Below are 16,540 nucleotides of genomic sequence, written 5' to 3' on the forward strand. Positions count from 1 at the left end.
TTTTGAGGAGCAAGCGATGACGGCGCCTTTCTGGCAGCACAAGAGGCTCGCCGACATGAGCGCCGCGGAATGGGAGTCGCTGTGTGATGGCTGCGGGCGTTGTTGCCTGCACAAGCTGGAAGACGAGAACACCGGGGCCCTGCATTTCACGCGGGTCGCCTGTCGCCTGCTCGATGTACACAGCTGCCGTTGCAAGCGCTACGCAAATCGCCGGCGCTGGGTCCGCGATTGCGTTCGCCTGACACCTCAGGACGTCGGGCGTTTCCGCTGGCTGCCGGAGACCTGCGCCTATCGTCGGCTGTCCGAGGGGCGCGAGCTGCCGTCCTGGCATCCGCTGATCAGCGGTGATCCGGAGTCCGTGCATCGCGCAGGCGTTTCGGTCAGAGGGTGGGCCATCAGTGAAGAACAGGTCGGCGATCTGCAGGATCACATCATCGATACCTGATCCTCAGGTGTGTGATGGGACGCTTTCATAAGCCTTGCCAGGACACGCAACATCATGAACGTACGTTGTTTCACCGTCGGCCAGTTTCAGGTGAATGCGTGGCTGATCGAAGATGTCGTCAGCCATGCGACCGTGCTTATCGATACCGGCGAGGATGATCAGCTCGCAACTCACCTGGAGCAGCTGAATCCGCCGCCGGCGCTGGATGCCATTCTGCTGACCCACGCGCATTTCGATCATGCTGGTGGACTGGTGCCCCTGCAGCGGCTGTTTCCAGCGGCGGTAACCGTATTGCCTGCACTGGAGCGGCCGATGTTTGACGTTTTACCGCGGCAGGGTGCGATGTTCGGCATGCCGCGTTTCTCGCGGCCTTGCGGCCGCATCGATCGCGAAGTGCATGAGGGCGATCGCGTCGATATCAACGGGCTGCAGGCCGAATTCGTGTCGACGCCCGGCCATACGCCGGGGCAGGGGTGCTGGCGCATCGGCTCCCATCTGTTTGTCGGTGACACCCTGTTCGCCGGCAGTGTGGGGCGCACGGATTTTCCGATGAGCGATCACGCGCAGGCGCAGCGCAGCCTGAGCCGGCTGCTCGAACTGCCCGGCGATCTGATCGTGCATCCGGGGCATGGCCCCGACACCACGCTGGCTGCCGAGTTGGCCACGAACCCGTATCTGGCGCATGTGCGCCGTGCGAAAGGTATTCCCGAGCCATCCGATGTCTATGGGGCGAGCGGTCGCTGGGGGTGAGCGATGTGCGAATTGCTCGGCATGAGCGCCAATGTGCCGACCGACATCTGCTTCAGCTTTACCGGTCTGATGCAGCGTGGCGGACGTACCGGGCCGCATCGTGACGGTTGGGGCATTGCCTTTTACGAAGGGCGGGGGGCACGCAGTTTCCATGACCCGCAGCCGAGCTGCGAGTCGGAAATCGCTGCGCTGGTGCAGCGTTATTCAATCAAGAGCCGCATCGTCATCAGCCATATCCGCCGCGCGAACCGCGGACGTGTCTGTCTCGAAAACACTCACCCGTTTGGTCGGGAACTCTGGGGGCGGCACTGGATGTTCGCACACAATGGTGAGCTCAAGGGTATCAAGCGGCGCACCACCGAGTTTTATACGCCGATCGGCAGCACTGACAGTGAACATGCTTTTTGCTGGCTGCTCGACAACATCCGCCGGCGTTTTCCGCTGGCGCCGCGCGATCCGAAAACCTTGTGGCGCTTCATTGCCGGCCTTGCTGAAGAACTCAACGCCCTGGGCATCTTCAACTTTCTGCTTTCCGACAGCCGTTATCTGTATGCGCACTGCAGCACCAGGCTGGCGTGGTTGACCCGGCGTGCACCCTTCGGCGAGGCACACCTGCAGGACGCGGACATGACGGTCGACTTCGTGCGCGAGACCTCACCGAACGACGTCGTCACCGTCATCGCCACTCAGCCCCTGACAGTGAATGAGGTGTGGCAGGTGATGGCACCGGGTGAGTTGGTGGTCTTCGAGGGCGGCGAACTGGCCTGGCAGGCGCTGAACGCTCAGCCGCCGATGTAGGACACACTGCCGAGCAGGTGTCTTTGCCAGTACGGCGTGCGCACATTGGTGCGAATGACGGCGCCGCGGTTGCTGGAGGCGTGAATCATCTGGTCATCGCCGGCGTAGATGCCGACATGCGAGGCCTGATGGGGATCGCTCCCCGAGAACACCAGCAGATCGCCGATTTCGGCATGGTCGCGCAGTTGCCCGTAGCGGAGCAGATCGGCGGCAGTGCGCGGAACTCTCAGCCCGGCCTGGGCATAGCTGATGTTCACCAGGCCGCTGCAGTCGAGCCCGCGTGACGAATTGCCGCCGAGGACATAGGGGGTTCCCAGCAGACGTTCTGCCGAGCGCACGACCTGCTGGCGCGTACCCTGATCCCCAACCGGCGCACTCGCACAGCCGGCCAGGAGGGTGAGCAGTAAGGCGGAGAGCACTGTCAGTATGCGCATGGCCGTCAGAACCTGGCAGAAAGGTGCATCGAAGGCACGAGTATATGTTGTGATGAGGCCAGTCGACGAAGTCGCCATGGTGGTTGGTTTTATTGGTTTGATTTTGATTGGAAATTTTGAATGCTGGATTTGAGCCACACGTACAGCCTTGCTCTCAATGCGTGATGCGGTTTATCGAAGGCTTTTAATTCAGCAACTTGACGCATTGAGTGCCGCGTGCCGTTGAGCGAAGAGGACGATGGCGACCGGAGTGTGACTGCTCTGCGTCAGGTGTTGGGCATGCTCATTCCGCGCAGTGTCAGCAGGATTGCCGCCCAGCCGTCGCGGGTGATCAGTGCCGCTCTTGGCCACGCGGCGGCGATGGCGGCCAAGGCTTGCCAGTCCTCGGGCTGGACTTCCAAGGCGGTATGCAGCGCGGTGCTGTTGGCCAGATCACGCAGACCGGCAGGTGCGGCGCACTGCTTGAGCAGGCCGGAGGGGCTGTGGCAGTCCGCGATGTCGAGGACCGGCGGCGGTTCGCGCAGATTGGGGCCAAGCAGTTCATGCAGCGGCACGTTGACTGCTTCGGCGATTGAGCTGAGTTGTCCGAGCGACGGTTCACGCTCGGCAGTCTCGAAGCGCTGTATGTACGACTGGCTGATACCTACCGCATCGGCCAGTGCCTGCTGGGTTAGGCGGGCATGCTGTCGCGCCTGACGAATACGGGCACCGATGAGCTGCTGATCCATTACAGAGTTCTCTGATGACTGGATGGCTTTACAGGCTGGGTCAGCACATCCGCGTGCTGTTCAGTCACTCATCCGCGGCAGTAGGCCCGCTGGTTGGGGCTATACGTCGTTGATGGCGTGTGCGGCTGGTTCATGGGGGCGATACTGGTTACGGCTGCAGATATAGGCTGCTCAGCGGTGTGCGCGTGCCTCAGATCTGTATCGGCGCCTGCCCGCGATCCGGAGAAGCGATGGGAACCGCCACGCGATGTCTGCCAAGTCTGCAAGGCTCGTACCCCGAAACCGCGCGCGCTGCGATCGCTCGCATCCCCGATGTGTCACATTCTGGGCACACTACTGCCGAGCCGCTTGAATGTGGAGTACAGGGGGTGATGGTATCTGTTTGATTTAAGTGTATAAATTTGGCGCCCCGGATACGATTCGAACGTACGACCTTCCCCTTAGGAGGGGGACGCTCTATCCAACTGAGCTACCGGGGCACGGGGTGAAAAAGCGCGTTGCGCGCCGGGGCGCATGGTAGCAGAGCAACGCTTGTCCGTGACACCCGCCGCAGCCCTCCATGGCCACGGCCAAGCGCCTCTCGGGAACACGGTCAGACGGCGTTGGTCGCCATTGCTGCGCGCAGTTCGGCGATCCAGCGCTTTTGCACCTGCTGCGCGCGCTCGCGGTTCAGTGCCAGGCGGATGCGCCCGGCGAGCGCCTCGAAGCTCGGCTCGTGGCCGGGCTCGATCTCTTCGCAGTAGATCAGGTGCAGGCCGAACGGTGATTCGAGCACCGGGCTCAGTGCGCCGGGTGTCAGGCTGAACAGCGCGGTGTCGAGTTCGGCATAGAGCTGGCCTGCCGGCAGGCTGCCGAGTTTGCCGCCTTCGAGTGCACTCGGACATTCCGAGTGACGCAGCGCGCATTCGGCGAAGCGTTCCACCTCAGGCTGTGGGCCGAGTTCGGCTGCGATCGCTTCCAGACGCGCACGGGCGGCCTGTGCGGTGTTTTCCGGGTAATCCGGATTGATCGTGATCAGAATCTGCCGGGCGACGCGTTTTTCCGGTCGTACCAGCTTGTCGCGGTTGGCGTCATACCAGGCGCGCACGTCCTGGTCTTCGACCGCGTCGGCCCGCGCACCGACGCGAGCCAGCACGGCTTCGACGCGCAATGCGTGGCGGATAGCGACGCTCAGGCCCGGCGGATCGAGGCCGATCTGCGCCAGCGCCAGGCGGTAGCTGTCACGATCCTCGTAGCGTTCGGCGATCTGCGCGCAGGCGCGGTCGATATCGGCCTGCTGCACGGTGACGCCGGTGGCTTCGGCCGTTTCCAGAATACGGCGTTCGAGCGCATAGCGGCGGCGTGCCGTTTCCTCGACCTTAGAGCGCTGCTCCACGTCCAGCTGCTCCGGACCGCACTGGTAGCGGGCCTGGGCGGTTTCGAGGGCGAGATAGGCGAGGATGGCCTGGCTCATGCCGGCGTCTCCGTATCGTCGGTCGTCGCATCCGCCTCAGCTTTTTTGTCGTGCGCGGTAAGCACGTCCTCGGGCACCTGCAGGAAGCCGCCGGGGAAGCTGACGTGGTAGATCGGCCCGGATTCGTGGCGCACGATCTTGATGACTTCACCGATGTCACCGACGCGCACGCGGATTTCGCCACCGACGGCGAGCGTGCAGGTGCAGCGCACTTTCTCGCGACTTTCGAACTTGCTCGGCGTCCACGGTGCATCGGCATCGATCAGTTCTTCCTCGCGACAGCCGACCATCAGGCCGCCGTTATCGAAGAAGTGCACGGTGTAGATGATCTGGTCCTGCAGGAAAGTGCCGATGTTGCGCACGTAACCGGTCGAGCCGCGACGGATCAGCAGCTCACCGACGTCCATGCCGGGAAAAGTGCCGTCGTTGCGGACGTTGCGGGTGACGCGCACGGTCTGGCCGATTTCGAATTGAGGCAGCATGGCGGATACCTGACGCGGGCGGGGAGGGCGGGCCATGATCTTGCGCCCGCCGCGGGGCGGGCGCCGGTTTCAGTTCGCGGGCTTGCCGAGATTGGAGGTGCCGAGCAGTGACTCCAGCGAGACGAAACCGTCGCCGGGATTCTCCGGCTTCTTGAATACCGCGAAGACCTTTTCCTTCAGCGCGTTGCTTTCAACGAAGTCCTGATAGGCTCGGTTGAGCAGCGACTGGCGATGGACGAAGGCCGCGCTGGATTCCTCCGGGCCCGGATTGCGTCCGAGGTAGTCGTGGAAGCGCTGCAGGATGTGCAGGCGGTTGACGTGCACCACGCTCGGCTCGTATGGCACACCGAAGAAGTCGAGGAAGTCCTCGGCGCTGGAGAGATCTTCGAGTGCGTCCTGCCAGTCGTCGGCGAGAGGGACCATGGTGTTTCTCCTGGGGCTGGGGGCTTGCGGGCGAGCGGAATTCAGGCGGTGGCGATGAGCGGCTCGGCGTCGTCTTCGGGATTGCAGGATTCGCGGGCGATCGCCAGCAGCGCCTGGGCACCGATGCGATCCTGCGGGTCGAGCTCGATCAGCTTTTCCAGCATGGCGATGGCTTCCAGCGGGTCGCCGCGGCGCAGCGTGAGAAAAGCCGCGGCCTTCAGGGCGAACAGATAGAAGCGGGTCAGGCCCATCGAGCGCATCACACCGAAACCGAGGTGCTGCGCGGTGAGCTGGCGCCACTGTTCAGGGAAGCCGAGGCGGGCACCGGAGACGCTCAGCGCGCGGCCGGCGACCAGGTTCGCCTCTTCCCAGCGGTGCTGATAGAAGTAAAAACGGTAGATGGCGACCAGCACCGTCAGATGTTCCGGCGCGAGGAAGTAGGCGCGCAGCAGGCTGTGCTCGGCGACGTCTTCGCCGTAGGTGGTGGCGGCAGTCAGCAGCAGCCCCTGTACCGTATTGGAGGTGGGTTGTTCGAAGTACAGCGGTGCATCGTCGATTTCCAGCAGGTCCATGGTTCAATCCTCCTCGGTCACGGCAACGGCGGTATTGCGAGCGGCTTCTTCTTCTGCACCGACACAGGCGCAGTTGGGGCCGCATTCCTTGGTGGTGATATCGACATGCCGCACTTCGGCGAGCTGGCTTTCCAATGAGCGGACCCGGTCGATCAGGCAGGCGATGGCGCGCCCGACCGGGTCTGGAATCAGGTGATGATCGAGATCGATGCCGTCCGGACCGGGGTCGCGCTCGACTTTGACGATGCGTGCCGGGATGCCGACGACGGTGCGCTCGGCCGGCACATCACGCACGACCACCGAGTTGGCGCCGACGCGGGCGCGATTGCCGACTTCGATCGGACCGAGCACTTTGGCGCCGGCGCCGACGACGACGCCGTGGCCGAGCGTCGGATGACGCTTGCCGCGCGTCCAGCGGGTGCCGCCGAGGGTGACGCCGTGATACAGCGTGCAGTCGTCACCGACCACGGCGGTCTCACCGATGACCACGCCGGTGGCGTGATCGATGAACAGCCGCCGGCCGATGGTCGCTGCCGGATGGATATCGACACCGGTGAACATCCGTGCGAGGAAGCCGAGCAGGCGGGCCGGGTAGCGCAGGTGGGCGTGCCACAGGCGGTGGGCAAAGCGATGCGTGATGACCGCATGCACGCCCGGGTAGGTGGTCAGTACCTCGAAGCGCGAGCGCGCCGCCGGGTCGCGGGCGAAGACGCAGTCGATATCCTCGCGGATCTGGCCGAACAGGCCGGGACGCTGCGTGTCGGTGACCGGCATCAGACTCTCCGTGGTGGCGTTCATCGGGCGGCTCCTGCGGTTCATGCACACAACGCCGAGGCGGAGGCGAGCAGCGCCAGCAGCGTGGCGGCGTCCGGCGTCTGCTTGCGTTCGGCGACATAGAGACGAATGGCGGTGAGCAGCTGCTCGGCGCGCGCGCGATCGAGCGTGATGCCCAGCTCGGCATAGGCGGCGATGACGCCGCGCGAGCCGGAATGCTTGCCGAGCACGATGCGGTGGCTGCGACCGACCCGGGCCGGATCGAGCCCCTGGTAGTTGCGCGGGTCCTTGAGCAGGCCGTCGACGTGGATGCCGGCCTCGTGGGTGAACACCCCTTCGCCGACGACACTCTTCTGCCAGCCGACCGGCCGGCCGGCGGCGCGAGCGACGTTTTCCGACAGCAGCGGCAGTCCGGTCAGCTCGATGCCCGTGCTGTAGCCGTAGAGCAGGTCGATGGCGACCGCGACTTCTTCCAGTGGCGCATTGCCGGCGCGTTCGCCGAGGCCGTTGACCGTGGTGTTGGCGTGCGTTGCGCCGGCACGGATCGCCGCCAGCGTGTTGGCGGTGGCCAGGCCGAGGTCGTCGTGGGCATGGATTTCCAGATCGATGTCGACGGCGCGGCGCAGGGCGCCGATCGCGTCATAGACGCCGAACGGTTCCATGATGCCGAGCGTGTCGGCCCAGCGCAGGCGGTCGGCGCCGGCGCTCTGGGCGATCTCGGCCACCTGCCGCATGAATGCGGGATCGGCGCGCGAGGCATCCTCGCAGCCGAGCGTGATCGCATAGCCGGCATCGCGGGCCTGCGGGATCAGCCGTCCGATTTCCGCCAGCGCCCAGGCGCGGCTGCGCCCGAGCTTGTGCGTCAGCATCTGGTCGGAGACCGGCATGGACAGGTTCAAGCGCGTCACGGCCAGGTGGCGGCTGGCGGCGAGATCGGTCTCGCATAGCCGGCCCCAGGCAACCAGCGCACAGGGCAGGCCGAGCGCGGCGATCGAAGCGATCGACTCGCGTTCCTCGGCGCCCATCGCCGGAATGCCGACTTCCAGCTCCGGTACACCCAGGCCGGCCAGGGCCTGGGCGATCGCGAGGCGTTCGTCGCGGGTGAAAGCCACTCCCGCCGACTGTTCGCCGTCGCGCAGCGTCGTGTCGTGGATCGTGACGCGCATGGCGGCAGCCTCAGGCGTAGACCGGGGCGAAGGCCTGATCCGGATTCTCGACCGGCCCGTTCTCTCCCCAGTACGGCGAGAGCTTGCGCAGGCGGGCGACGATCGGCGGCACGGCCTCGATGACGCGCTCGATGTCCTCGGCGGTGGTCTCGCGTGACAGCGAGAAGCGCACCGTGCCGTGAGCGGCGGTGTAGGGGATGCCCATCGCCTTCATCACGTGCGAGGGCTCCAGCGAGCCGGAGGTGCAGGCCGAACCGGACGAGGCAGCGATGCCGAGCTTGTTGAGCTGCAGCAGGATGCCCTCACCCTCGATGTACTCGAAGGCGATGTTGGCCGTGTTGGGCAGACGATCGTCCGGGTTGCCGGTGACGAAGCAGTTCGGCACCGCGGCGAGGATGCCGGCTTCGAGGCGGTCGCGCAGTGCCTTGACCGCGGTGTTCTCGTGCTCCATGTACTGCTGCGCGAGTTCGCAGGCGACGCCGAGGCCGATGATCGAGGCGACGTTCTCGGTGCCGGCACGCCGGCCGCGCTCCTGGTGGCCGCCGCGCAGCAGCGGGCGGTAGCGCACACCGCGCTTGAGGTAGAGCACACCGACGCCCTTGGGCGCATGCAGCTTGTGTCCGGAGATCGACAGCATGTCGATGGCGGTGTTCTTCAGATCGATCGCCACCTTGCCGACCGCCTGCACGGCGTCGGTGTGGAACATCGCACCGACTTCCTGCGCCATCGCCGCCATCTCGACGACCGGGAACAGCGTGCCGGTTTCGTTGTTGGCCCACATCACCGAGACCACCGCGGTATTTTCCGACAGCAGCGCTTTGTAGGCGTCGAGGTCGAGGCGGCCCTTGCCGTCGACCGCCAGGCGGTGGACGGTGTAGCCCTTCTTTTCCAGATGACCGACCAGCGTCAGCACCGCCGGGTGCTCGACCGCCGTGGTGATGATTTCCTTGCGCTCGGGCTGGCACTCCAGCGCCGAGAGGATCGCCGTCGAGTCGGACTCGGTGCCGCAGGAGGTGAAGATGATCTCCGAGTCATGCGCCGCACCGATCAACGCCGCCACCTGCTCGCGGGCCTTCTTCAGGGCCGCGCCGACCTTGTTGCCGAAGGCGTGCAGCGACGAGGGGTTGCCGAACTGCTCGGTGAAGTAGGGAAGCATCGCCTCCACGACGAGCGGATCGACGCGGGTGGTGGCGTTGTTGTCGAGGTAGACGGGCTGCATCGCGTTATCTCCCGGTTCAGGCGTGCGCGGCGGCGTGCACGGGCACGAGACGGATGAATTCGCCGGTGGCTTCCATCAGCTTCTGTTGCACGCCGGCCAGCGTGACGGCTTCCATCTGGCAGCCGCTGCAGGCGCCGACCAGGCGTACCTTGACAGTCTTGCCTTCGATGTCGAGCACCTCGATGTCGCCGTGGTCACGACGCAGGTTCGGGCGGATCGCCTCGATCGCGGCGAGGATCGTCTGCATGCGCTTGGCGGCGGCGAGCTTCTCCGGATCGGTGGTCAGCACCGGCGCGTTCGCGGCGGCCTTGCCGGCGGCATAGGCTTCGCCACGCTCGGCCATCACGCGGGTGAGGATTTCCTCGATGCCTTCATGGCAGGCGGCGCAGCCGCCGCCGGCCTTGGTGAAGTGGGTGACTTCCTGCACCGTGCTCAGGTTGTTGGCGCGGATGGTGTCTTCGATCAGCACGGCGTCGACGGCAAAGCACTTGCAGACCAGCGCGCCTTCTTCGTGATCGTCCTTCCACTCCTCACCGCGGTAGTTGGCGATGGCCGCGGCCAGCGCCTCGCGGCCCATCACGGAGCAGTGCATCTTCTCGGGCGGCAGGCCGTCGAGGTAATCGGCGATGTCCTGATTGGTGACCTTGAGCGCATCGTCGAGGGTCATGCCCTTGACGATCTCGGTCAGCGCCGAGCTCGACGCGATGGCCGAGCCGCAGCCGAAGGTCTGGAAACCGGCGTCGAGGATGACTTCCGTCTCCGGATCGACCTTCAGCGTCAGGCGCAGCGCGTCACCGCAGGAAATCGAGCCGACGTCGCCGGTGGCGTTGGCTTCCGTGACGGCGCCGGCATTACGCGGGTTGAAGAAGTGGTCCTGAACCTTGTCCGAGTATTCCCACATGGCGATAGCTCCCGAGATAGATGCTGGAGGCGAGGGATCAGGCGGCGCTGAACGACTGGCCGCAGGCGCAGGACTTCGCCGCGTTGGGGTTCGAGAACTTGAAGCCGCTGCCCTCGATGGAATCGACGAAATCGATGTTCACGCCATCGATCAGCGGCGCACTCAGCGGATCGACCAGCACGACGACGCCATCCATATCGAAGCGGGTGTCGTCATCAGCGGCGCTGGTTTCGAGCTTCATGGCGTACTGCATGCCGGAGCAGCCGCCCCCGGTGACGGAAACACGCAGGCCGGCGACCGGATCGGCCGAGGTCTGGATGAAGCGGCGGACTGCGTTGATGGCCGAGGGGGTGAGCGTAATCATGGGTGCGAAGCCTCCGCAGGCGGTGTTGGATGGGCTGACGAGGCTCTTCCAATCTCCGTGCCAGTCTTGAAAATTGCATTTAATTAATTGATTTGATTAAAATTAATTAGCTTGTGAGGAGGGCCGCAGGCGTACGAAGCCGTACATCGGGCGGCCGTCATGTCGGCTTGTCTACAAAAGTGCAGATGGCCTCGGACAGCGCTTGTCGCTCCGCGTGTGGATGCACCGATGTAGTGAAAGCGACAGAGACGTCGGGCGGCGACGGCTGCCGTCCTGAGCGGTCGGGTGGTCTGCTTGGTTGTCTCTTAAGCAGTCCTTAATATTTGTCAATTCAGTGGCTTGCCGTATCGCTGCAGCTGGCGGTCGCGTGTTGTAGCGTTTGTGACAAAGGCTGCCGGTTTGTGCGCTGCCGCACAGAAAAAATCCTCAGCCAGCACACCTTAAAGCCAGCTATTTCAGGCGCTTGCGTGTTTGGCACGGTGCCTGCTCAGGCCCGGTCATGGAGGTATGCGACCATGACTGAAATCCTGCTGGCGCTGGTGGGTGCCGCGATCGTCGAGAACGTGGTGCTGATGAAGTTTCTCGGCCTGTGCCCCTTCCTTGGCGTATCGCGCCAGGTCGACGGTGCGATCGGCATGGGCTTCGCGACCACCTTTGTATTGACGCTGGCTTCCGCCGCCGGCTGGGCGCTGGAGCATCTGCTGCTCGCGCCCTTCGGCCTCGGGGTGCTGCGCATCCTCAGTTTCATCCTGGTCATCGCCGCGCTCGTGCAGTTCGTCGAGATGGCGATCAAGAAGCTGAGCCCGCCGCTGTATCAGGCGCTCGGCATTTACCTGCCACTGATCACCACCAACTGCGCCGTGCTCGGTGTCGCGCTGCTCAACGTGCAGCTGCAGCGCAGCTTCGGCCAGAGCGTGCTGATCGGTTTCGGCTCCGGCCTCGGCTTCTCGCTGGTGCTGGTGCTGCTCGCCGGTCTGCGGGAGCGCCTGAGTCGTGCGGAAGTGCCGGCGGCGTTCGCCGGCATGCCGATCGCGCTGGTGCTCGCCAGCCTGCTGTCACTCGCTTTCCTGGGCTTCGCCGGCCTGCCCGTGCATTGACCGGCCGGTTTCGCGAAGGAGGAACCCGTCATGTTGCTCGCTCTTGCCGCCCTCACCACGCTGGGCTTGGGTCTGGGTCTGCTGCTCGGCACTGCGGCCCGCCTGTTGAAGGTGGAAGCCGAACCGATTACCGCTGAACTGGAAGCCATGCTGCCGGGTTCGCAGTGCGGTCAGTGCGGTTTCCCCGGCTGTGCCGGTGCTGCCGCGGCGCTCGCTGATGGTCGTGCGCCGGTGACGCTGTGCCCGCCCGGCGGCCGCGACCTGGCCCAGCGCCTGGCTGAGCGGCTCGGTGTCAGCGTCGATCTGTCGGGCATGGCCGATGCCGGTCCGCGCATCGCCGCGGTGGACGAATCGATCTGCATCGGCTGCACCCGCTGCTTCAAGGTCTGCCCGACCGATGCCATCGTCGGGGCCGTCAAGCAGATCCACGCGGTGATCCGCGATGCCTGCACCGGCTGCTCCAAGTGCGTCGACATCTGCCCGACCGAGTCGCTGCACCTGATCCCGATCCCGGTGACGCCGCAGACCTGGGCCTGGCCGAAGCCGGCGCATACGCCGGTACTGGCCAAGCCGGTGCTGGCCGACGCCGGCTGCCATTGAGCCGGTGTGGAGAGATTGCCATGCGCATTTTCGACTTCCTGTCCCGTCTGCCGTCCTGGGGCGTGCATCCGGATGACCATAAGCGCCCGGCGGCCGATCGCGCCCTGCGCGTCGTGACGTTGCCGGAGTTCCTGCACCTGCCGTTGACCCAGCATGTCGGTGGTATCGCGCGGCCGGTGGTGCGCATCGGTGACACCGTGCACAAGGGGCAGCTGCTGGCGCGCGCTCACGGCAATATTTCGGCGCCGGTGCATGCGCCGACCTCGGGGCGCATCGTCGCCATCGGTGACGTGCATTCGCCACATCCCGCCGGTCTGACGCTGCCGGGCATCACGCTGGCGGCCGATGGTGATGACCGCTGGGATGAGTCGCTGGAGGGGCTTGGCGATCCGTTCAACGCCGATCCGCAGCAGATCTCCGAGAAGGTGTCCGCCGCCGGTGTCGTTGGCATGGGCGGAGCGACCTTCCCGGCAGCGGTCAAGCTGGCGCTCGGCCGGCGCATGAAGGTGCAAACGCTGATCATCAATGGCGGCGAATGCGAACCTTATCTGTCCTGCGATGACCGGCTGATGCGCGAGCGCGCCGCCGACGTCGTCGATGGCGCCCGCCTGATCGCCTATGCGATCGGTGCGCGCGAGGTGCGTGTCGGTATCGAGAACAACAAGCCCGAAGCGATCGCGGCGATGCGGGCTGCGGCCGAAGGCTTTGCCGAAGTGCACATCGTGCCGGTGCCGGCGCGTTACCCGATGGGGTCGGACAAGCAGCTGATCTCGGTGCTGGTCAAGCGTGAAGTTCCGGCCGAGGGCCGTGCCGCCGACGCCGGCGTGCTGGTGCACAACGTCGGCACCGCCTGGGCGGTGCATGAGGCCGTGCGCCATGGCCGTCCGCTGGTGCGGCGCATCGTCACCGTGGCCGGCGGCGCCGTGCGCGATCCCGGCAACGTCGAGACGCCGCTCGGCGTGTCGGTATCACATCTGATCGAAGCCTGTGGCGGTCTGCTGCAGGCGCCGGCGCGGCTGGTGCTCGGCGGGCCGATGATGGGCACGGTGCTGCCGTCGCAGCAGGCACCGGTGGTCAAGGGCACCAGCGGCGTGCTGGCGCTGACGGCGGCCGAGGCGGGCGATCAGGCACCGGCGCCGTGCATCCGCTGCGCCAGCTGTGTCGATGCCTGTCCGATGGGGCTGGTGCCGCATGAGATGGCGGCGCACATCCGTGCCGGTGCGCTCGATCAGGCGGCCGATCAGTGGAGCCTGACCGACTGCATCGGCTGCGGTTGCTGCGCCTATGTCTGTCCGTCCCGCATCCCGCTGACCCACCATTTCGATTATGCCAAGGGCGAGCTGGCCGGCCGTGAGCGTATGCGCCTGCGCCAGGACGCCACCAAGCGCCTGACCGCCGAGCGTGCGTCGCGCCAGGAGCGTGAAGCGGCGGAAAAGGCCGCCGCCGCTGCTGCGCGCAAGGCGGCCAAGGCGGCGGAAAAGGCCGCTGCCGAAAAGGCCAAGGCAGAGAAGGCGAAAGCCGAGCAGGCTGCGGCCGAAGCGGCCGGCAGCAATGAGGGGGCGACGGCATGAGCAGCGTTCTGGTGCATGCCCCGCACGCGCACAGCGGCGCGGGGGTCGGTGGGGTCATGGCCACCGTCATGCTGGCGCTGGCGCCGGCGACCGCTTTCGGTTTCTGGGCCTTCGGCTGGCCGGCGATTTATCTGTGGACGGTGACGGTCCTCGCCTGCGTGCTCACCGAGGCTGTCTGCCTGAAGTGGCGCGGCCAGCATGCCTTGCCGCGACTGGCTGACGGTTCGGCGATCCTGACCGGCTGGCTGCTGGCCGTGTCGCTGCCGCCGTGGGCGCCGGCCTGGCTGGGGGTGGTCGGCGCGGTGGCGGCCATCGCGCTCGGCAAGCAGGTGTTCGGTGGCCTTGGGCAGAACCCGTTCAATCCGGCGATGGTCGGCCGCGTGTTGCTGCTGATCGCCTTCCCGGTGGAGATGACCACCTGGGTGGCACCGCATCCGCTCGGTTCCAGCGGTGCACCGGATCTGTGGGCCGCGGCCGGCATCACGCTGGGCGGCAACGGCTATGACGCCGTGACTTCCGCCTCGCTGCTCGGTGGCTTCAAGACTGAATTGACCCGCGGTGTCGAAGGCGCCAGCGCGATCGCCCACGCGTTTGCCCCCTTGAGCAACGGCCTGGCCGGCATGCGCGCCGGCAGTCTCGGCGAGACCTCGGCGGGCCTGCTGCTGCTCGGCGGTCTGTTCCTGCTCTGGCGCGGCGTCATCGGCTGGCAGGCGCCAGTCGGCATGCTGCTCGGCGTGCTGGTGCCGGCGGCGATCCTGCATACCACGCACCCGGACACCACGCTGCCGGTCAGTGCGCATCTGTTCGGTGGCGGCCTGCTGCTGGGCGCCTTCTTCATCGTCACCGATTACGTCAGTTCGCCGGGTACGCCGGCAGGGCGGCTGGTGTTCGGCCTTGGCTGCGGGCTGCTGACCTTCGTCATCCGCAACTTTGCCGGTTACCCGGAGGGCGTCGCCTTCGCCGTGATGCTGATGAATGCAATGACGCCGTTGATCGACCGGGCGATCCGCCCCCGTGTCTACGGGCGTGACCGTCGCGGACGTTCGCTGCCCCCGCTCGGAGGTGACAAGAAATGAGCGCGCTCGACGCCATTCGCGCCCGCCTGTTATGGCAGGCCGGTTCCCTGGCCGTCGTGGCCGCGGTCGCCACCGCCGCGCTGCTCGGAGCCAGTCATGCGACGCAGGCGGACATCGAAGCGGCGGCGGCCCGCGATCTGGCGGAATCGCTGGCGCAGGTGCTGCCCACCGGCTTCGCCAACAACGACCTGCTGAAGGATGTGGTGACCGTTCCCGGCGCCGACGGCAAGCCGCTGACGGTCTGGCGGGCGCGCAAGGACGGCAAGATCGTCGGCGTGATCTACCGCGTCAGCGGCACTGGCTATGCCGGCGCGATCCGCCTGGTGATGGCCGTCGACCCCGATGGCCGGGTGCTGGGCGTGCGCGTCGTCGAGCATCACGAAACCCCCGGGCTGGGCGACAAGATCGAGCGTTCCCGCACCGACTGGATCGAGGGTTTCAACGGGCATTCGCTGGGCGATCCGGGCGTCGATCGCTGGGCGGTGAAAAAGGACGGCGGCATCTACGACCAGTTCACCGGCGCGACCATTACCCCGCGCGGCGTGGTCAAGGCGGTGCGCAGTGGTCTCGAACTGTTTGCCCATGAACGCGGGCACCTGATCTCCGACGAGGGCTGAGGCGATGGACAGAGCACGCTGCGCCAACCTGGTGCGTGATGGCCTGTGGGACAAAAACGTGGTGTTCAGCCAGCTGCTGGCGATGTGCCCGACGCTGGCGGTGACGACTTCAGCCACCAATGGTCTGGGCATGGGGCTGTCGACGACGGCGGTGCTGGTGCTGTCCAACGTGCTGGTGTCGATGATCCGCAAGCTGGTCAGCCCGGAAGTGCGCATCCCGATCTACGTGGTGCTGATCGCCACGCTGGTGACGCTGGTCGACCTGTCGCTGAACGCCTGGCTGCATGAGCTCTACAAAGTGCTCGGCCTGTTCATCGCGCTGATCGTGGTCAACTGCGCGATTCTCGGGCGTGCGGAGTCCTTCGCTTCGCAGAATACCGTGGCCGAGTCGGCCATCGACGGTCTGGCGATGGGGCTGGGCTTCACGGCTTCGCTGGTGATCATCGGTGGCGTGCGCGAGCTGGTCGGCGGCGGGACGCTCTTTTCCGGGGCGCACCTGCTCCTTGGTGAACCTTTCCGCGCGCTCGAAATGACCATCCTTCCGGGTTATCGCGGCTTTCTCATTGCCATCCTGCCTGCGGGCGGCTTCCTTGTCGTCGGTCTGCTGCTCGCTGCCAAGACGCAGTGGGAGCGCAGCCGCGCCGAGCGCGCTGCACGGGTGGATGCTGTCACAGCCTGACGGAGGAACCTCCCATGCAGATCGGTGTGGCCTACAGCGAACTCTCGCAGCAAGCCTGGCTGCGGATCGAGGTGCCGGATGCCTGCACGGTGCGCGAAGCCATCGAACGCTCAGGCATTCTCGAACTGTTCCCGCAGCTCGATCTGGACGAGCGCAAGGTTGGCGTGTTCGGCAAGGTCGTGGCACTGGATGCCGCCCTGCGTGCCGGCGACCGGGTCGAAATCTATCGCCCGATCACCTGTGACCCGCGCACGGTGCCGCGTCGCAATGGTGGTGATGACGACGATTGATAAGACGAGGAGACGCTCAGGGTTGAGCACACTCCTTGCATGGTATTTCTGAGGGTCTGCGGCATCTCCTCCGAGTCACCGACGCCCCCCGAGGCGGAGAC

The 16,540-nt window shown here is 65.8% G+C and carries 21 protein-coding genes and 1 tRNA gene; 10 read left to right on the top strand and 12 right to left on the bottom strand.

Annotation, left to right across the window (positions count from 1 at the left end; translation table 11 throughout):
* Window positions 1-16 precede the first annotated feature (16 nt).
* The 3 genes from C7443_RS18550 to C7443_RS18560 are packed head-to-tail and all read left to right on the top strand — an operon-like array spanning window position 17 to window position 1,993.
* On the top strand, window positions 17-445 hold the full coding sequence (locus C7443_RS18550; protein ID WP_110020381.1) for a YcgN family cysteine cluster protein: 429 nt from the start codon (window positions 17-19) through the stop codon (window positions 443-445).
* Window positions 446-499: 54 nt separating this feature from the next.
* Complete coding sequence (locus C7443_RS18555) at window positions 500-1,195, top strand: MBL fold metallo-hydrolase (protein WP_110020383.1); 696 nt, start codon at window positions 500-502, stop codon at window positions 1,193-1,195.
* 3 nt (window positions 1,196-1,198) lie between these two features.
* Window positions 1,199-1,993, top strand: a complete 795-nt coding sequence (locus C7443_RS18560) for a class II glutamine amidotransferase (protein ID WP_110020385.1) — start codon at window positions 1,199-1,201, stop codon at window positions 1,991-1,993.
* Here C7443_RS18560 and C7443_RS18565 read toward each other — a convergent pair.
* From C7443_RS18565 to C7443_RS18620, 12 genes are all read right to left on the bottom strand, one after another.
* Window positions 1,978-2,427 carry a C40 family peptidase gene (locus tag C7443_RS18565; RefSeq protein ID WP_170123696.1) on the bottom strand — a complete coding sequence of 150 codons (450 nt, stop codon included), beginning with the start codon at window positions 2,425-2,427 and terminating at the stop codon, window positions 1,978-1,980. The two genes, C7443_RS18560 and C7443_RS18565, sit on opposite strands and share 16 nt — an antisense overlap.
* Before the next feature lie 266 nt (window positions 2,428-2,693).
* Window positions 2,694-3,155: a helix-turn-helix domain-containing protein gene (locus C7443_RS18570; RefSeq protein WP_110020388.1), complete on the bottom strand. Its 462-nt coding sequence runs from the start codon at window positions 3,153-3,155 to the stop codon at window positions 2,694-2,696.
* 402 nt (window positions 3,156-3,557) lie between these two features.
* Window positions 3,558-3,634: transfer RNA gene (locus C7443_RS18575), tRNA-Arg, on the bottom strand.
* A gap of 113 nt (window positions 3,635-3,747) precedes the next feature.
* The gene (gene nifM, locus C7443_RS18580) at window positions 3,748-4,608 is read right to left on the bottom strand and encodes a nitrogen fixation protein NifM (RefSeq protein ID WP_110020390.1); all 861 of its coding nucleotides are present in this window, start codon (window positions 4,606-4,608) and stop codon (window positions 3,748-3,750) included.
* Window positions 4,605-5,090 (bottom strand): nitrogen fixation protein NifZ, encoded by a 486-nt coding sequence (locus tag C7443_RS18585; RefSeq protein WP_110020391.1) that lies wholly within the window; start codon window positions 5,088-5,090, stop codon window positions 4,605-4,607. The genes nifM and C7443_RS18585 overlap by 4 nt, the downstream gene beginning before the upstream one ends.
* Window positions 5,091-5,159: 69 nt before the next feature.
* On the bottom strand, window positions 5,160-5,513 hold the full coding sequence (gene nifW / locus C7443_RS18590; RefSeq protein ID WP_110020393.1) for a nitrogenase-stabilizing/protective protein NifW: 354 nt from the start codon (window positions 5,511-5,513) through the stop codon (window positions 5,160-5,162).
* A 41-nt stretch (window positions 5,514-5,554) separates the two neighbouring features.
* Window positions 5,555-6,085 (bottom strand): hypothetical protein, encoded by a 531-nt coding sequence (locus C7443_RS18595; protein WP_110020395.1) that lies wholly within the window; start codon window positions 6,083-6,085, stop codon window positions 5,555-5,557.
* Window positions 6,086-6,088: 3 nt separating this feature from the next.
* Complete coding sequence (cysE, locus tag C7443_RS18600) at window positions 6,089-6,859, bottom strand: serine O-acetyltransferase (RefSeq protein ID WP_246004722.1); 771 nt, start codon at window positions 6,857-6,859, stop codon at window positions 6,089-6,091.
* A 41-nt stretch (window positions 6,860-6,900) separates the two neighbouring features.
* Complete coding sequence (gene nifV / locus C7443_RS18605) at window positions 6,901-8,025, bottom strand: homocitrate synthase (protein ID WP_110020398.1); 1,125 nt, start codon at window positions 8,023-8,025, stop codon at window positions 6,901-6,903.
* Window positions 8,026-8,035: 10 nt separating this feature from the next.
* Entirely contained in the window at window positions 8,036-9,244 is a 1,209-nt protein-coding gene (nifS, locus tag C7443_RS18610) for a cysteine desulfurase NifS (protein WP_110020400.1), read from the bottom strand.
* A gap of 16 nt (window positions 9,245-9,260) precedes the next feature.
* Window positions 9,261-10,145: a Fe-S cluster assembly protein NifU gene (nifU, locus tag C7443_RS18615; RefSeq protein WP_110020402.1), complete on the bottom strand. Its 885-nt coding sequence runs from the start codon at window positions 10,143-10,145 to the stop codon at window positions 9,261-9,263.
* 37 nt (window positions 10,146-10,182) lie between these two features.
* Window positions 10,183-10,509, bottom strand: coding sequence for a HesB/IscA family protein (locus C7443_RS18620; RefSeq protein WP_110020403.1), 327 nt, complete (start codon window positions 10,507-10,509; stop codon window positions 10,183-10,185).
* 515 nt (window positions 10,510-11,024) lie between these two features.
* Between C7443_RS18620 and rsxA the strand changes: the two genes are divergently transcribed.
* The 7 genes from rsxA to C7443_RS18655 are packed head-to-tail and all read left to right on the top strand — an operon-like array spanning window position 11,025 to window position 16,439.
* Window positions 11,025-11,606 carry an electron transport complex subunit RsxA gene (gene rsxA / locus C7443_RS18625; RefSeq protein WP_110020405.1) on the top strand — a complete coding sequence of 194 codons (582 nt, stop codon included), beginning with the start codon at window positions 11,025-11,027 and terminating at the stop codon, window positions 11,604-11,606.
* A 30-nt stretch (window positions 11,607-11,636) separates the two neighbouring features.
* Complete coding sequence (locus C7443_RS18630; RefSeq protein WP_110020407.1) at window positions 11,637-12,206, top strand: RnfABCDGE type electron transport complex subunit B; 570 nt, start codon at window positions 11,637-11,639, stop codon at window positions 12,204-12,206.
* 20 nt (window positions 12,207-12,226) lie between these two features.
* Window positions 12,227-13,777, top strand: a complete 1,551-nt coding sequence (rsxC, locus tag C7443_RS18635; protein ID WP_110020409.1) for an electron transport complex subunit RsxC — start codon at window positions 12,227-12,229, stop codon at window positions 13,775-13,777.
* Window positions 13,774-14,853, top strand: coding sequence for an RnfABCDGE type electron transport complex subunit D (locus C7443_RS18640; protein ID WP_110020410.1), 1,080 nt, complete (start codon window positions 13,774-13,776; stop codon window positions 14,851-14,853). The genes rsxC and C7443_RS18640 overlap by 4 nt, the downstream gene beginning before the upstream one ends.
* Window positions 14,850-15,470, top strand: coding sequence for an electron transport complex subunit RsxG (rsxG, locus tag C7443_RS18645; RefSeq protein WP_110020412.1), 621 nt, complete (start codon window positions 14,850-14,852; stop codon window positions 15,468-15,470). The genes C7443_RS18640 and rsxG overlap by 4 nt, the downstream gene beginning before the upstream one ends.
* 4 nt (window positions 15,471-15,474) lie before the next feature.
* On the top strand, window positions 15,475-16,149 hold the full coding sequence (locus tag C7443_RS18650) for an electron transport complex subunit E (RefSeq protein WP_110020414.1): 675 nt from the start codon (window positions 15,475-15,477) through the stop codon (window positions 16,147-16,149).
* Between the two features lie 14 nt (window positions 16,150-16,163).
* A complete protein-coding gene (locus C7443_RS18655) occupies window positions 16,164-16,439 on the top strand; it encodes an RnfH family protein (protein ID WP_110020415.1) in 276 nt (91 codons plus the stop codon).
* The last annotated feature ends 101 nt before the right edge of the window (window positions 16,440-16,540 follow it).

This window comes from Plasticicumulans acidivorans (assembly GCF_003182095.1).
Taxonomy (GTDB): Bacteria; Pseudomonadota; Gammaproteobacteria; order Competibacterales; family Competibacteraceae; genus Plasticicumulans; species Plasticicumulans acidivorans.

Coding starts and splice junctions, on each gene's coding strand:
- C7443_RS18550 (WP_110020381.1), top strand. CDS start 17: ATGACGGCGCCTTTCTGGCAGCACAAGAGGCTCGCCGACATGAGCGCC.
- C7443_RS18555 (WP_110020383.1), top strand. CDS start 500: ATGAACGTACGTTGTTTCACCGTCGGCCAGTTTCAGGTGAATGCGTGG.
- C7443_RS18560 (WP_110020385.1), top strand. CDS start 1,199: ATGTGCGAATTGCTCGGCATGAGCGCCAATGTGCCGACCGACATCTGC.
- C7443_RS18565 (WP_170123696.1), bottom strand. CDS start 2,427: ATGCGCATACTGACAGTGCTCTCCGCCTTACTGCTCACCCTCCTGGCC.
- C7443_RS18570 (WP_110020388.1), bottom strand. CDS start 3,155: ATGGATCAGCAGCTCATCGGTGCCCGTATTCGTCAGGCGCGACAGCAT.
- nifM (WP_110020390.1), bottom strand. CDS start 4,608: ATGAGCCAGGCCATCCTCGCCTATCTCGCCCTCGAAACCGCCCAGGCC.
- C7443_RS18585 (WP_110020391.1), bottom strand. CDS start 5,090: ATGCTGCCTCAATTCGAAATCGGCCAGACCGTGCGCGTCACCCGCAAC.
- nifW (WP_110020393.1), bottom strand. CDS start 5,513: ATGGTCCCTCTCGCCGACGACTGGCAGGACGCACTCGAAGATCTCTCC.
- C7443_RS18595 (WP_110020395.1), bottom strand. CDS start 6,085: ATGGACCTGCTGGAAATCGACGATGCACCGCTGTACTTCGAACAACCC.
- cysE (WP_246004722.1), bottom strand. CDS start 6,859: ATGCCGGTCACCGACACGCAGCGTCCCGGCCTGTTCGGCCAGATCCGC.
- nifV (WP_110020398.1), bottom strand. CDS start 8,025: ATGCGCGTCACGATCCACGACACGACGCTGCGCGACGGCGAACAGTCG.
- nifS (WP_110020400.1), bottom strand. CDS start 9,244: ATGCAGCCCGTCTACCTCGACAACAACGCCACCACCCGCGTCGATCCG.
- nifU (WP_110020402.1), bottom strand. CDS start 10,145: ATGTGGGAATACTCGGACAAGGTTCAGGACCACTTCTTCAACCCGCGT.
- C7443_RS18620 (WP_110020403.1), bottom strand. CDS start 10,509: ATGATTACGCTCACCCCCTCGGCCATCAACGCAGTCCGCCGCTTCATC.
- rsxA (WP_110020405.1), top strand. CDS start 11,025: ATGACTGAAATCCTGCTGGCGCTGGTGGGTGCCGCGATCGTCGAGAAC.
- C7443_RS18630 (WP_110020407.1), top strand. CDS start 11,637: ATGTTGCTCGCTCTTGCCGCCCTCACCACGCTGGGCTTGGGTCTGGGT.
- rsxC (WP_110020409.1), top strand. CDS start 12,227: ATGCGCATTTTCGACTTCCTGTCCCGTCTGCCGTCCTGGGGCGTGCAT.
- C7443_RS18640 (WP_110020410.1), top strand. CDS start 13,774: ATGAGCAGCGTTCTGGTGCATGCCCCGCACGCGCACAGCGGCGCGGGG.
- rsxG (WP_110020412.1), top strand. CDS start 14,850: ATGAGCGCGCTCGACGCCATTCGCGCCCGCCTGTTATGGCAGGCCGGT.
- C7443_RS18650 (WP_110020414.1), top strand. CDS start 15,475: ATGGACAGAGCACGCTGCGCCAACCTGGTGCGTGATGGCCTGTGGGAC.
- C7443_RS18655 (WP_110020415.1), top strand. CDS start 16,164: ATGCAGATCGGTGTGGCCTACAGCGAACTCTCGCAGCAAGCCTGGCTG.